Source organism: Malaciobacter mytili LMG 24559 (assembly GCF_003346775.1).
Taxonomy (GTDB): Bacteria; Campylobacterota; Campylobacteria; order Campylobacterales; family Arcobacteraceae; genus Malaciobacter; species Malaciobacter mytili.
This window is the reverse complement of the sequence record NZ_CP031219.1, coordinates 1,286,742-1,302,553: the sequence shown is the minus strand read 5'-3', so window position 1 is coordinate 1,302,553 and position 15,812 is coordinate 1,286,742. Positions and strand designations below refer to the sequence as shown.

The 15,812-nt window shown below is 25.4% G+C and carries 12 protein-coding genes; 3 read left to right on the top strand and 9 right to left on the bottom strand.

Annotated elements, in window-relative coordinates; genetic code table 11:
• The first annotated feature begins 32 nt into the window (after positions 1 to 32).
• Together AMYT_RS06585 and AMYT_RS06580 are read left to right on the top strand one after the other, a co-directional pair.
• Complete coding sequence (locus AMYT_RS06585; protein WP_114841759.1) at positions 33 to 2,771, top strand: DUF748 domain-containing protein; 2,739 nt, start codon at positions 33 to 35, stop codon at positions 2,769 to 2,771.
• A 104-nt stretch (positions 2,772 to 2,875) separates the two neighbouring features.
• Entirely contained in the window at positions 2,876 to 3,418 is a 543-nt protein-coding gene (locus AMYT_RS06580) for a hypothetical protein (RefSeq protein ID WP_114841758.1), read from the top strand.
• An 18-nt stretch (positions 3,419 to 3,436) separates the two neighbouring features.
• On the opposite strand, the gene AMYT_RS06575 is transcribed toward AMYT_RS06580, so the two are convergent.
• The 9 genes from AMYT_RS06575 to aroB all read right to left on the bottom strand — a co-directional run bounded on the left by AMYT_RS06575 (position 3,437) and on the right by aroB (position 14,547).
• Positions 3,437 to 4,267 (bottom strand): mechanosensitive ion channel family protein, encoded by an 831-nt coding sequence (locus AMYT_RS06575; RefSeq protein WP_114841757.1) that lies wholly within the window; start codon positions 4,265 to 4,267, stop codon positions 3,437 to 3,439.
• 8 nt (positions 4,268 to 4,275) lie between these two features.
• Positions 4,276 to 6,477: an endonuclease MutS2 gene (locus AMYT_RS06570; RefSeq protein ID WP_114841756.1), complete on the bottom strand. Its 2,202-nt coding sequence runs from the start codon at positions 6,475 to 6,477 to the stop codon at positions 4,276 to 4,278.
• A 32-nt stretch (positions 6,478 to 6,509) separates the two neighbouring features.
• Entirely contained in the window at positions 6,510 to 7,844 is a 1,335-nt protein-coding gene (locus tag AMYT_RS06565) for an SLC13 family permease (protein ID WP_114841755.1), read from the bottom strand.
• A 190-nt stretch (positions 7,845 to 8,034) separates the two neighbouring features.
• Positions 8,035 to 8,562 (bottom strand): molybdopterin adenylyltransferase, encoded by a 528-nt coding sequence (mog, locus tag AMYT_RS06560; protein ID WP_114841754.1) that lies wholly within the window; start codon positions 8,560 to 8,562, stop codon positions 8,035 to 8,037.
• A gap of 16 nt (positions 8,563 to 8,578) precedes the next feature.
• On the bottom strand, positions 8,579 to 9,091 hold the full coding sequence (gene bioV / locus AMYT_RS06555; RefSeq protein ID WP_191287688.1) for a pimelyl-ACP methyl ester esterase BioV: 513 nt from the start codon (positions 9,089 to 9,091) through the stop codon (positions 8,579 to 8,581).
• The gene (locus AMYT_RS06550; RefSeq protein WP_114841752.1) at positions 9,081 to 10,556 is read right to left on the bottom strand and encodes an AAA family ATPase; all 1,476 of its coding nucleotides are present in this window, start codon (positions 10,554 to 10,556) and stop codon (positions 9,081 to 9,083) included. Before AMYT_RS06550 ends, bioV begins: the two co-directional genes overlap by 11 nt.
• Positions 10,537 to 11,805, bottom strand: coding sequence for a tRNA (N(6)-L-threonylcarbamoyladenosine(37)-C(2))-methylthiotransferase MtaB (gene mtaB, locus AMYT_RS06545; protein ID WP_114841751.1), 1,269 nt, complete (start codon positions 11,803 to 11,805; stop codon positions 10,537 to 10,539). Before mtaB ends, AMYT_RS06550 begins: the two co-directional genes overlap by 20 nt.
• 19 nt (positions 11,806 to 11,824) lie before the next feature.
• Positions 11,825 to 13,510 carry a mechanosensitive ion channel family protein gene (locus tag AMYT_RS06540; protein WP_114841750.1) on the bottom strand — a complete coding sequence of 562 codons (1,686 nt, stop codon included), beginning with the start codon at positions 13,508 to 13,510 and terminating at the stop codon, positions 11,825 to 11,827.
• Positions 13,510 to 14,547, bottom strand: coding sequence for a 3-dehydroquinate synthase (aroB, locus tag AMYT_RS06535; protein WP_114841749.1), 1,038 nt, complete (start codon positions 14,545 to 14,547; stop codon positions 13,510 to 13,512). The genes AMYT_RS06540 and aroB overlap by 1 nt, the downstream gene beginning before the upstream one ends.
• A gap of 305 nt (positions 14,548 to 14,852) precedes the next feature.
• On the opposite strand from aroB, the gene AMYT_RS06530 reads away from it, so the two are divergent.
• Entirely contained in the window at positions 14,853 to 15,812 is a 960-nt protein-coding gene (locus AMYT_RS06530; protein ID WP_114841748.1) for a substrate-binding domain-containing protein, read from the top strand.

Sequence of the window (15,812 nt, the reverse complement as noted above, 5' to 3'; positions counted from 1 at the left end):
TAATAAAACTAACTGCAAAGAGAGGTAATTTAATGAAAACTAATAAAACTATAAAAATACTAATATCTTTAGTATTACTATACTCTTTAATTGGATTTTTTATTATTCCCTATTTTCTTAAACCACAAATAATAAAAATAATCAATGAAAATATTACAAAAGAGGTTTTTATAGAAAATCTTAGATTAAATCCTTTTACTTTTGAAATAAATATTGATGAGTTTGAAATAAAAGATAAAGAAACATCATTAATTTATTTTAAAAATTTATATATTGATTTTTCTATTTTTAAAACAATTGATAAAAATCATATAAGATTTGAAAAAATTAATTTAACTGATGCAAAAATTAATATAATTGAAGATGATAAAGGTATTATAAATCTTACAAAATTAGCAAAAGAAAAAAAAGAAGAAAAAAATAAAAATACAAACTCTTCTATAATTGATTTTTTAATACTTACAACAAATATAAATAATGCAACAATAAACTATACAAGAAATAGTAAAATTGATCCTTTTTCTATTTCATTAAATAACTTAAACTATGTTTTTCATGATTTAGGAAGTTTTAAAAATATTGTTGCTTCACAAACTTTAAGTACAAAAATAAATGAAAATACAACTTTAAATATGAAAGGTGGCTTTAAATTAGAACCTTTTTCTATGTATGCAAATGTAAGTTTACAAAATTTAAAACCAACTGAGTTTTTAAGCTATAAAAAAAGTATGTTAAATTTTAACTTAGAGGATAAGGCTTCTATTGATTTAAACTTTGGTTATCAAATAAATTTTAATAACTCTTTAGATTTAAAAGTTCAAAATTTAAATTTAGCTATAAAAAATATTGATTTAAAACAAAAAAACTCTACATTAGCAAAATTTGAAAATTTATTAGTTAAAAACCTATTTTTAGAATACCCAAAACAAATAATTGATATAGAATCAATATCTTTAGAAAAACCCTTTGTAAAGGCAATTATATCTAAAAACAAAGAGATAAACTTTACTACACTTATAAATACAATAGAAAAAAAAGAACCTACAAAACAAGAAGAAAACTCTTTACCGTGGTTTTTTGATTTAAAAACATTTAATATTTCAAAAGCACAGCTTGAATATAGTGATAAAAGTAACAATAATGAAGTAAGACTAAATAATCTTAGTTTTAATATTGATAATTTTAAAGTAAAAAAAGAGGATTTAAAAATCTCAACAATTACTTTAAATGAACCTTCAATTAAAATATCTAATAAAAAAGAACAACTAAATCTTGATATAAAAAACCTATCATTAGTTGCAACAAATTTAAAAAAAGAAAAAGAAAAAATCTTTTTAGATAAAATTGATTTAAAAAAAGAAGCTTTATTTTTAACTAAACAGTTACAAGCTGAAATTATTACAAAAAACATAGATTTAATTATTGATAAAATTGTATTTGAAAATAATACTTTAGCAATAAAAAATACAAAGTTAAAAGAGCCATATATAAGTATTACGCTTCCTAAAAATACTACAACAAATAAAAAAGAGCAAAAAGATAAACTAACTACTAATACACAAAAAGAAAACAATTCAAAAGATAATTTAAACTTAGATATAGGCCCACTTAAAATAGAAAATGCTTCTTTTAATTTTGAAGATAAAAATTTACCAATACCTTTTAAAACATTGGTTTCAAATTTAAATGGAAACTTTTCTGAATTCAACTCAAAAAGTTCGAAACCAACAAAACTTAATTTAGAAGGTGCTGTTGATACATATGGTTATACAAAAATTACAGGATTAGTTGAACATCAAAATATAAAAAATCTAACAGATATAAATATGATATTTAAAAATATTACTATTAAAAATTTCACTTCTTACTCAGGTAAATTTTTAGGTAGAGAAATAGACTCAGGTAAATTAAATCTTGATTTAAAATATAATATAAAAAGTTCAAATTTAGATGCTAAAAATAGCATAATTATAAGTGATATTAGATTTGGGAAAGAAATAAAAAGTGAAGATGCAGTTTCACTTCCACTAGAACTAGCAATTGCATTACTTGAAGATTCAAAAGGAATAATCAACTTAGATATACCTATTTCTGGGGATGTTAATGATCCTAACTTTTCAGTGGGTCCTATTATTTGGAAAGCCTTTACAAACTTGATATTAAAAGCAGTAAGTGCACCTTTTAACTTATTAGCTTCACTTTTAGGTATTCAAGCTGATGAAATAAAAACTATTGATTTTGAATATGCAAGTAGTAAATTACTTCCATCAGAAAAAGAAGCCCTTGATAATCTTGCTTTAATTATGGAAAAAAGACCAAATATTGCTATAAAAATTATTCCAAACTATACTTCAAATGATATAAAAGCTTTACAAAATTCAAAAGCAACTTTATTAATAGAAGAGCAAATGAAAAAAGTATCAAAAGGGGATAAATATCAAATTGCAATTGAAAATTTATATACTTCATATAAAAATAAAAAAGAGTTAAAAGAGATAAAAAAAGAGTTTATTATAAATGAAAATAAAAAAGAAGTATTTTTAAAAGATAAATATTTAGCAAACCTAAAAGAAAATATTGCTTTAAAACAAATTATTACAGAAGATGAGATTAAACTTTTAACACAAAATAGAATTAAAACTATTTTAGATTATTTTAAAACTAAAAAAGTAGATAGTTCAAAACTTATAATTAGTGAAGAAAAACAGAGTGAGACAAATAAAAACTTTACTAAATTTGACTTAGAGATTACAGTAGCTAAAAGAAAATAGCTCTTTATAAATATTATTTTTACTTATAATTTTAAAATAATATTGACTTATATATTTTACTTTGATAATATACAATTTTCAAATAAAATATATAAGGTTTATTTATGAAGTTTCTCTATTCAATTCTATTTTTAATTTTTTTGTTTTTCTCATATGCTATATATGAACAACTAAATAAACCCTCACAAAAAGTAAAAAGAGTACCTTGCCAAAATCAAACTACCACTTTTGAAAAAATTGAAAATAAAGAGTATATAAAAAAAGCCCAAGAACTCTTTTATCTAAATAACTATAAATTAAAAAGTTCAATTGAATACTCAAAATATATGAAAAGTAATCTAAAAGATAGTTTTACTCTTAAAATATTTGAACAAAAAGTTAATAATATACTTTTAAAATATATAAAACAAAGTAAAAATAGCAACTTGGAAAATATTCTTATAAAAGCTCACTTATATGAAAATGATAAAGAAGATAAGGGTAAAAAAAATAAAAAAGCCAAGTTATATGCTGGGTATTTTATTTTAGAGTTTATTTATAAAAATAAAAGCTTATATAAAATACAAATTGATTATATAAATACAGATTTAAGTGATTTAGAAAAAAGAATTACTTGTGCAATAAACTCATTTTTACTAATAAAATAGAAGAATTCTTCTATTTTATTAAGCTTGTTGTTGATGTAAGTATAAGTTTCTAATAGGATAAGGAATTTCAATACTATTTTGTTTTAAAGCTTCAAAGATAGCTAAATTTATTTTATATTGTGTCTCAAAATAAATCTCAGTTTTAGCCCAATATCTATACTCTATATTAACAGAAGAATCAGCAAACTCTTTAATTCCCACTTGAGGTTTAGAACTTGTTGAGATTGAATCTTCAAAACTTTTTATCTCATCTAAAATAATATTAATAGCTTTTTGCATATCACTTTCATATGATATTCCAACCGTTGCTTCAACTATTCTATATTCAAAAGAGTTAATAATTACCTCTCCAATAATATACTTATTTGGAACAGTGATTTTTTCTCCATCTTCTGTTAAAAGTATAGTATGACCTAGTTTTATCTCTTCTACTATTCCAAAAACATCTTGAACAGTTATTGTATTTCCAACTATAAAAGGTCTTGTAATTATAATAGATAACCCTGCTCCATAATTTGACAGTGTTCCTTGAAGTGCCAATCCTGCACCAAGTGAAGCAGCACCAATACCTGCAATAAAAGGTGTTAAGGTAATTCCTAATTTACCAATAGCAATTATAGCTGCACCTATAATTATCCCAAACTTTACAATATTTACAATAAACTTTGTAAGAGTTACATCTAAATCATTTTTTAAACATAATCTCTCCACAGCTTGTGCAAATTTTTTAGCTACAAAAAAACCTAAAAAAACAATAATTATAGCTCCAAGAATTTGAAAACTATAATTCATAAAAAACTCTATTAGAAGATTATAAATCTTCTGTACTGATTCTATTTCTTCTTGCATTTTATTCCTTATAACTTAATAACTTTTGCACCAAAGCCACCACTACTTGGATGTGCATCTTCATAACCTCTAACCTTTGGATGCTTATCAAGATACTTTTTAACAGCAGCAGCTAATTTTCCCATACCAATACCATGATAAACCAATACTTCATCAAATCCTGCAATTAAAGAATCTGAAATAAATTTATCTAGGTTTTCTAAAGCTTCTTCTACTCTTTGTCCATGTAAATCAAGCTTTATATGTCCAGTTTCTGGTTTTGCCACAGTTATTGTTGCTTTTGGTTTTACTTGTGGTTTAGGAGCATTTCCACTTCTTGAAAGCTCTTCTAAGGGAACTTTCATTTTCATTCCTGAATCATTTTCAATAAAAGCTTGTTTACCTTTTATAGAAATAATTACACCTTTTGAGTTTCTATATTTAACCCTATCACCCTCTTTTAACTCTTCAACCTCTTTTACTTTTTCAGTTTTAATACTTGAAGCTTTTGTATGTGCAATATTTAAATGTCTATGTCCATCTTGCATAATTTTTGCTTTTATAGCTTTTTTAGCTTCTTCTCTTGCATCTTTATACTCTTTATGAAGTTTAGATTTCTCTTGTAAAATATGCATATCCAAACTCTCTTTTTGCTCTTTTAAACTCTTATTTAATTTTTCAATTTTTTCTATTTCTTCATTTAAAAGGGCAAGTTTTCGTTGATACTGTCTTTCTAAAGAGCTACTTCTTTCAATAAGTTCATTTAATTTATCTTTATCTTCCCCATATACTTGCTTTGCATATTTTATAATATTATGTGGAATACCATATCTACTTGCAGTTTCAAAAGCATAAGACTTTCCTATTGTTCCATGTAAAAACTCATAGGTTGGTCTTTGGTTTTCTTCATCATAAAGTGCAGCAATTAACTCTACATTTTCATTTGCAGCCAAAAGTGCAGCTAATCTTTTATGGTGAGTTGTAATAATAATCTTTATATCTTTTTTTATTAGCTCTTCAATTATTACTTTAAACAAACTTGCAGCTTCATCAGAATCTGTTCCAAGTTCAATTTCATCAACTCCAACAATTGCATTTTTTTTAGTAAATAAATTTGAAAACTCTACCATTCTTCCTGCAAAAGTAGAAATATCATTTTTTACACTTTGAGGGTCATCTAAAACTGCAATTATATTTTTAAAAGTTCCAACTTGAGTATTTTTATCCGTATAATAAGGAATTAAATATTTTGATAGAAAAACAGCACTTAAAACTGATTTTAACATCATTGTTTTTCCACCTGCATTTACTCCTGTAATCATTATTACAGCTTTAGAAAAGTCAATAGAAATTGGTTTTGCATCATGAAGTGCTGGATGTCTAAAGTTAATTAATTTACAACTATCTTTTTTTGTTGGTAAAATAAAGTTTTTATCTTTTATTTTTGCAAAAAATAATCTTGCTTGATAATGATCAAACCTATCAAACTCTTTATTTATAAATTTTAAAAATAAAATATTTTTTTCAAAACTAGAAGTTATTTGCTTACATAGCTTTAAAATAACCTCTTCTTGCTTATTTATTAAATCACTTCTTTTTTGTTTTAGTTCACTAATAGAGTGAGGAACAATATAGAAAAATCCAGAATTAGACCTATGTACAACAGTAGCTTTTACCACATGATTAAATCCACCTCTTACTAAAATTGCCTCTTCATCATTTACTAAATGAACTTGTGAATCTACTAAATAAGGTTTAAGTTTAGAAGAATTGATGATTTTATACAAGTTTTGTTTTATAGAATCTTTATTTCTATAAATAGCATCTTTAATTAAATCATAATCTTCATCAACACCATCTTTTAAATTACCCTTACTATCAAAAAATAACTCAAGCTTCAAAATATCTTCAGGAATGATTATTTTATCAATCCACTCTTTTAGTTTCCCTTCAAAACTAAATCTTTTTAAGTATAAAAAATATCTGATTATTTTTACAAATTCAAAAATATCATCAAGTCTTAAAACAGCTTGCTTTTGAATATGTATTAAAGCAGTATCTAAATTTGCAACCTCACTTGGAGGATTAAATTCAAACCTTGAAAGCTCTTCAATTAGTTTATAATGTAAGTTAATATCACCTTCAAGAATAATATTTTTTTTTCGTGAAAAAAGTTCTTGAAATGATTCTAAATATTCTGTTAAATCTAGTTTTTTTATAATCTCTTGCATTCGCGTATTATAGCCAAATGGCTATAATACTTTTATAAATAAAATTGCCAATATAATAAAGCAATTGCAGTAATAGCTAAAATACCTAAAATATTAAATAATAATCCAAATTTTGCCATATCTTTTACTTTAACGGCGCCACTACTCATGGCTATTGCATTTGGAGGGGTTGCTATTGGAAGCATAAAGGCATAAGAAGCACAAATTGTTGATACTAATAAAATTAAAGTAATATTTATATTTGCAGCCTCACCTAAAGAGTAAATAATTGGTAAAGCAATAGAAATAAGTGCTGTATTTGAAGTAATTTCAGTTGTGAAAGTAATTAAGCTTGCAACCAATAAAATCATTACGATAAATGGAAGATTTGTTAAATCCAATAAATAATTTGCAATCTCTGATGCAAGACCTGTTTTTGAAAAAGCTGCAGCAATTGAAAAACCTGCCCCAAATAAAAAGATAATTTCATATGGGATTTTTTTAGTATCATCCCAATTTAAAAATCCAATTTTTGGTAAAAACATTAAAAGACCATATCCTAGCAAAATTCCTTTTTCATTTAAACCTAATCCTGAATAATAAGGTTCAATTTTAGAGTTTACAAAAAGTAAAACTATTAAGCTTCCCATTATATAAAGTAATCTTCTTTGATCACTTGTAAGGTGCTCTCTATCCTCTAAATGTGTATCAAATTTTAAATGATTTACTCCAACTGATAAAAAGAAAGGAATTATTATTAACATAATTAAAGCTAAAGGACCTGTTAATAATATCCACTCAACAAAAGCAATAGGCTCAATTTGATGTTGTTCCAAAAATCCTAATAAAATTAAGTTTGGAGGAGTTCCAATTGGAGTTACTATACCACCAATACTTGCTCCATAAGCTATTGCTAAAACAAGTCTTACTTTTAATTTTATATCAGTTGTTAAAAACATTGCAATTGGTATAAGTAAAAGTGCAGTTGTTGTATTAGAAATTAGTGAACTTAAAAATGCTGAAGTAATTGCAAGTGAAAAAATAACTCCCCTTGGAGTATTAGGAAACAGTGTTAGTAATTTACTAGAAACATATTTATGTAAATTAGTTTTTTGAGTTGCAATAGCAATCATAAAACCACCTAAAAATAGAAAAATAATTGACTTAGAGTAATTTGCAGTTGTTGCATTTGTACTCAAAATATCAAAAGTGGGGAATAATATAATTGGAAGTAAAGATACAACTCCAATTGGTAAAGCTTCATTAGTCCATAAAACAACTAATAAAACAATAATCGCCAATAGTATTGAATGCTGGGTACTAAAAGCGAGACTAGCCAACATAAACATTGCACAGGCTAAAATCAATGCAAAAACAATTTTTTTCAAAAATATTCCTTTTTGTAAAATTTCCTCTTAATTAAATTATTTTAATTTTTAATTACTAAATAATTTTGTAAATTAGAAATTATTATGATATAAAAAAAATTTTATTACTTAAAGTTACACAAAAAAATTATTTCACATATGATGTACATTTAGCCTACACTATTTATACACTTTAAGGTACAATTTGTGACTATTTTTTTGGTCTAAATGGCTTTATTATTTCTTCATTACATTCTAAATATGGACCTTCCATTAAATCAATACAATATGGAATTGCAGGGAAAACTGCATCTAAACACTCTCTTATTGATTTTGGCTTACCTGGTAAATTTACAATTAATGAGCTTCCTCTAAGTCCTGCTGTTTGTCTTGATAAAATTGCTGTTGGTACATATTTTAAAGACTCAGCTCTCATTAATTCACCAAAACCTGGCATCATTCTATCGCAAACTGCTTCTGTAGCTTCTGGTGTTACATCTCTTGCAGCTGGACCTGTTCCACCTGTTGTTACTACTAAACAACATCCTTGTTTATCAACTAATTCTTTTAAAGTCTCTTCAATAGTTTTTTGATTATCTTCAATACATCTATATACACTTTCCCAAGGAGAAGTTAAATATTCATTTAAAGTATCAATAATAGCCTGACCACTTAAATCCTCATATATACCTTTACTTGCCCTATCACTTGCTGTTATTATTCCAATTTTTGCTTTCATTAAAATCCTTTTATATTTATAAAATATGTCCTACATTATTTATATAATAAATAGTTGCAAATTCTCTAAAAAACTCTCTTGTTTTATTTGCATCAACTATTTTATCTTCAGAACCTAAATAAACTTCTATTTTCGTACCTTTATTTATTAGTTTTTCAAGTTCTTCTTTTTCCCAAATAAAAGTTAAAAGTTCTTCTAACTCTTCATATGTTCCTTGCTTAAAATATTTTGAAGTATCTACACTTTTAGGATATGCAATATTTTTTAAAAAATTTTCACAATAATTTTTTGCATCTTTTTTAAAAAACATTAATTGCATTCTTATATATTTTTTATCTTTATCTTGAAAAAAAGCAGGAGAAAAAAGCTGTATTAAATCAACTCTTTCTTGAGTATTTAATGCCTTTTTAAAAGCTTTTATAGCTCCATATGAAAAACCTGAAATAGTAAAATCATTTTCTATTAAATATTCACTAAATAGCTCTTTTTCTTCTTTTAAACAAAAGCCACTAAAATAATTAGAAATCATTTTCAAAAATTACCTCATTTTTAAGCATTATCTCTTTTAATCTATTTATTTGTATTGCATTATGTGATAATTCTGCTCTTAGTTCATTTTTAACTCTATTTATAAGTTCATTTGCATCAGTAACCATTTTATAATTATCTACCATATTTAAAGCAATATTCATAGCCTCTTTTAAATCCTCACTATTTACAGCATATTGTTCTTTTTTTATAACTTCAACTCCAATATTTCCAGCTAAATATCTTCTAATATTTTCAACTAATTCATGATATGAAGGATATGTTGAGTCTAATTTAGAAATCCCCTCATCAAATAAAGCTGTTTTATGTTTAGAAACAAAAGCTTTACTAGCTTGATAAATTGCTAAAATCTCTTTTTGCTTTTCATCTAAGATTTTTGCTTGTTTTTTACCAAATTGTAATTTATTTTTAGCAATTTCTATATCTTCTTCTTCTAATATTTTAGAATTTCTTTTTATCATATTTAATAGGGCTTCATTTACTAAAGTTGCAAGTGCAGCAGAAGAAAAACCAGCTGTTGAAACAGCTAGTTTATTCACATCAAACTCTAAATTTTTACCTTTTAAATATAGTTCTAAAATATGTTTTCTATCTTCAATATTTGGTAAACTTACAAAAACTCTTCTATCAAATCTTCCAGCTCTAAGTAATGCATCATCTAAAACATCAATTTTATTTGTTGCAGCAATAACAATAACTCCACTATCTCCTTCAAATCCATCCATTTGAGTAAGAAGTTCATTTAAAGTTGCTTCTCTTTCATCATTTGAAGTTCCTGTTCTTTTTTTACCAATTGCATCTATTTCATCAATAAATACAATTGCAGGAGCACAAGCTTTTGCTTTAATAAATAGCTCTCTTACTTTTTTAGCTCCCATTCCCACATAAATCTGAACAAAACTTGCACCACTTTGATAAAAAAATGGTACATCAGCTTCTCCTGCCACGGCTCGTGCAATAAGTGTTTTCCCAACGCCAGGAGGACCTACTAAAAGTACACCTTTTGGAAGTTTAACCCCATGAGAGATATACTTTTTAGGAGAATTTAAAAAATCAACTATCTCTTCAAGTTCTTCTTTTACTTCAGAAATACCTGCCACATCTTTAAAAGTTATATTTGAAGTTACTGCTTTAATATTTGAAGTTAATTCTTCTTTTGTTGTAGTTACAGCTTCTTCTTTTTGCTTTTGTAACTCTTTTTCAAAAGCAGTTGTATTTACACCTTTTTTTTCGAAAAACTCTTTAATCTTATCTTGCTTTAATCTTATATATATTGCAACTACAAGTAATAAAAATAAAAAAAGAAGCCCTACATAGTAAGAGCTTCCTTCAATTTGTGTACTACTTTTATACATTGTATAGATAAATAAAATCAGCAAAATGGTTGCTGATAGACTCATAAGTTTTAGATTTTTATCTAATTTTTTATTTGAATTTTGCGACATTTTTATCTTGCCTTACCTTATAATCATCTAAAAATATCCAATCCCCAACCAAATCAACTTCACTTTCAACTTCAATTTGATTAAAGAATTGATCAAGACCTATATATTTCCCGTTTTTTTCTTGTTCAATTAATATTTCTAAATTTTTTGTATTATTTTTTCTAAATTGGTAATTTTTCTCTTCTATTATAGAGACAAGTTCATTATATCTCTCTTTTGCAATATCACCTTTTACAATATCTTTCATAATAGCACTTGGTGTTCCATCTCTTTTTGAATAGGTAAAAGCATGAATATGAGTAAGAGGAAATTTTCTTAAATTTTCCATAGCTTCAGCCCAAAGTTGATTAGTTTCACCAGGATGTCCAACTATAAAATCTGTTCCTAAAGCATAACCATTATCTCTTAAAAATTCAAAAAGTTCTAAATCAGAAAGAACTTTATTTCTTCTATTCATAATTTTAAGCATCTCTTTTGAAGTGTGTTGTAGTGCAATATGAAGATGTTTAGCCATAAAAGGTTCATTAATTATCTCTTTAAATTCATCATCAATTTGAATAGGCTCAATACTTCCCATTCTAATACGCCTTACACCTTTTATTAAAGACATTTTCTTTAAAAGTTTTGCTAAAGAAGTATGTTGTTTTTTCCCATAGCTTCCCACATTTGTTCCAGTTAAAATAAACTCTCCAAAGCCATTGCTTGCAAGTTTTTGCACTTGCTCTAAGATTTTATCTTCACTATAACTTCTTGCATCACCTCTTACATAAGGGATAATACAATAACTACATCTAAAATCACAACCCTCTTGTATTTTTATAAAAGCTCTACTTTTACCAATAAACTCTTCAACTATTGTTTCATCAATATGCTCTAAATCACCAGCTTGAAAAAATCTATCTTCACTTTTTAATAAATCATTGATTTTTTCTTTTTCACTATGTCCAAAAAGTGCATCAATTTTATTTTCATTAAATAAAGTTTCACCTTTTGTCCAAACTCCACAACCTGTAAAAATAACTCTTGGTTTTTTTGGTAGTTTATTTAGTGAGTTAATATATCCCCTTGCAGTTGAATCTGCACTATTTGTAACAGTACATGAATTTATAATTACAATATCTGCATTTTTGTCATCAGTTGTAACTTCAAAATCAGTTAAATTACTCATCATCACTTGAGTATCAAATACATTTGTTCTACAACCAAAAGTTTTAAAGTAAACCTTTGGCTTATTTGTTGAAAAATTCATTAAAATCTAATCCTTGATTCTATCTTTTAATAATTTGCTCTTCCAAATCTTTTGGCACAGGTCTTCTTGAAGGCCCATAAGCATTATTTGTATCATTAATATTAATTTGTTGAGTTGGGTAAGCAATATGAATATCATCTTCTTCCATAAAAGCTTTTAATATCTCAGGAGACATTGTACTTCTAAGAACCAAAGCTGCATAAGAGTTAGTAAGATACCAAGAAGAAATTACTATTCCATTTGGCTCTACAAAAGTATAAACCCTTGGTTCAACTCCTGTTGCTCTTAACTGATATTTACTTCTCATTTTAGATAACTGTTTTCTTGTAATATCAGTATATCCTTTTGAGTAGTGTTTTAATATCTCTTTTGCAATATGTTGAGCTTTTTTATAGTTTGAATCAAAAGTAATTGTAATATCAATTCCATCCCAAACTGTTCTTAATCCTGAGTGAGTATAGTTTGCTATCATTTCAGAAAAAACATAGTTATTTGGAATAAAGAAAATTCTTCCTGTTCTTCTATTTGTTGTATATGAAGTATAAGTAATATCTTCTCTAATTGTTAATTTAAATAAAGAAATATCTAAAACATCTCCAACAGCTTCAACTCCACCTCTTGTAACTTTAATTCTATCACCAACTTGAATAGAACCTGAAGTTACAATAACCATCCATCCAAAAATTGACATAAACCAATCTTTTAATGCAATTGCAATACCAGCAGATGCAAATCCTAAGATTGTTACCACATATGAAACATTATCTATATATGAAAAAAGAATAATTAAAACTATAATTAATACCACTATAAAATTGATAATTTTATTAATCATATAATAGTTTTCATTTTGTGAAAAATACTTTTTAAGTCCAAGTTTTATTAAAAAAGTTATAAAAAATAGTAAGAAAATAATTATTAATATAGTAAAAATCTTCTCTATTTGATTTGAAATTTGTGATTTTATCTCTAAAGTCACTTGTTCTACTTTTCTTGTATATACCTCTTCAGTAGTAGAAACAATCTCTAAAACCATAGTAAAATCTTTTTTTTGTTTATCTAAAAAATTAAGTAATTGTTTATATTCAGTTTTCTGTTCTAAATTATATAATTCAAGATATAAAAAACTTTTCTCTTCAAGTAAAAGTAATAAATCTGAAATACTTTTTTCAACAGAGATAAAGTCTTTTTTATTGTTTTCTAATTTTTTAATATAAGAAAGTGCATTAATTATTCCAAAAGGGTTAGTAATTCCTTCATATTTTTCCACATCAGGTGGATTTAAAAGATTTCCAATAGGAGAGCCTTTATATTCTGAAATAAGCTCTAACTCATTTTCTTTAATTCTAATTTTATTATTTAGTTGAGAGTATTGTTCTTCACTTTTTCCTTTATTTTTTAAACTCTTTTTTAAAGAGTCAAGCTCAGTAGAGATTTTTCTATATGCAATATAGTTACTATATCTTTTTAATAAAATATTATCTTTTAACTTCTCATTTAAATTTTCAATTTTACTTTGTAAAACAGTTATTTGAGCCAAGTCCTGCATACTTTTTTCTTCTAAAGCTTTTTGCTTTTGGGCAATTTGCTTATTTTCTAACTCTTGCTTTGTTAAAGTATTAGTTTGTTCAACTTTTTCTTGAGCAAAAGAAGAAATAGAAAAAAAAGTTACAAATAAAAATAAAAGAAAAAATTTAGTTTTCATTAATTAAATGCCTTTAAAGTTTCGATTACATCATCTTTTTTTATTTCATTAGTAATTACACAATCACCAATACCTTTTGGCAGAATAAACTTAATTTTATTATCAAGTGATTTTTTATCTAAAAAGAAATGTTCATAAAAGTCTTGTACATCTTTTATTTTATAAGAAGTAGGAATTTCATATTTTTCCAATAGATTTTTAACTCTTAAAGTCTCTTGTTCACTTATTAGTCCAACTTTTAAAGCAAGTGCATTTGCCATAACCATACCAATACCAACAGCCTCACCATGTAAGTAAGTTTTATAGTTTGTTTCATTTTCTATTACATGACCAAAAGTATGTCCATAATTTAAAGCAGCTCTAATACCTGTCTCTTTTTCATCTTGAGAAACAACCAAAGCTTTTGTTTCAACTGATTTTCTAATGGCTTGTTTAATATTTTCTTCATTTGTTAAATCATTTTGTTCTAACCATTCAAAAAACTCTTTATTAAAAGTAACTGCCATTTTTACAATTTCAGCAATTCCTGCACCATATTCTCTTTTTGGTAAAGTAGTTAAAAAGTAAGGATCAATTAATACAGCTTTTGGTTGATGAAAAGCTCCTACTAAATTTTTCCCATATTTATTGTTTATTCCTGTTTTTCCACCAACACTTGCATCAACTTGAGATAAAAGAGTTGTAGGTATTTGTATAAAATCTATTCCTCTTTGATATATAGAAGCTGCAAAACCTGTCATATCCCCTATAACACCACCACCAAAAGCTACTAATAATGACTTTCTATCAAGTCTATTTTCAAAACAATGATTTAAAATCATATCAATTGTTTGCATATTTTTATACTCTTCCCCATCAGGAATAGTTACAATGCTTAACTCTTTAGCACTTAATTTTTCTTTTAAATATTCTAGATGAAATCCACTAATTGTTGGGTTTGTTACCACAACAACTTTAGTATCAAAATATATATTTGTTAATCTGTCAATTGTAATATCATAAGAAGTATTATTTGGTAAAGTAATATTTACTATCATTAAAAATCCATTTAGTGTAATTTACTAGATTTTATCTAATTTTTACTAATTATCGGTTTAAAAGAGTTGTTTTGGGGGTATTTATATAAATTATAAATAAAAAAGCATCTTTTTATAAAAAATTGTAAATTTATCTAAAAAAAGTTAATAAATTTTTATATTTTTTTAAATTTATATAAGTTTAAACTTCATTATTTTTCAATAAAAAATATTTTTTTCATAAATATAAATTATTTTTATATTTTTTACCTTTTATGTGCTAAAATTGGGTAATTACAAAGATTTTAGATAAGGGAAGAATCTAAATGAATAAAATAATAATTAATTATTTATTATTGTTTTTTTTATCAATTTGTGCTTTTGCAAATGATTTAGAAAAGAGTAATAAAAAAAATATAGCCTACATTGTTTCTGATATGAGTATTCCTTTTTGGCAAATTATGAGCAGAGGTATTGAAAATAAAGCAAAAGAGTTTGAATATAATATTAAGATATATAATTCAAAAAATAAAGCAAAAGAAGAACTAATTTCCACTGTTAATGCTATAAAAAATAAAGTAGATGCAATTATTGTGTCACCTACAAATTCCTCAGCTTGTGTAACTATTTTAAAATTAGCAAAAGAGGCAAATATTCCTGTTGTAATTTCTGATATTGGAACAGATAGTGGGGAATTTTTATCTTTTATTTCTTCAAATAACTACAAAGGTGCATATGATATAGGAAAAATTCTTGCAAAAAAAATGAAAGAATTACACTATGAAAATGCAAGAGTTGGAATTATTTCAATTCCTCAAAAAAGAAAAAATGGTCAAGAAAGAACAGCTGGTTTTTTAAAAGCTTTAAATGAAGAGAATATTAAAGGTGCAGGTATTGAACAACAAGTTAATTTTTCACTAGAAGAGACATATAAATTAAGTAAAAAATTAATAAATACTTATCCTGATTTAAAAGCTTTATGGCTTCAAGGTTCTGATAAGTACGAAGGGGCATTAAAAGCCATAAAAGAGAGTAAAAAAGAGATTTTACTTATTACTTTTGATGCAGAACCAAATTTCTTAGAATTAATTCCTAGTGGTGTTTTAGTAGGTGCCGGAATGCAGCAACCATTTTTAATGGGAGAAAAAGCAGTTGAGATAATTAATAGTTACTTTAATATGCAAAAAGTAGAAAAGTTTATTGAATTACCAGTTCTTGGGATTTCAAAAGATAATATACAAGAAAAGCTACCTATTATAAAAAGAAATGTTTTAGGATTAAACTAA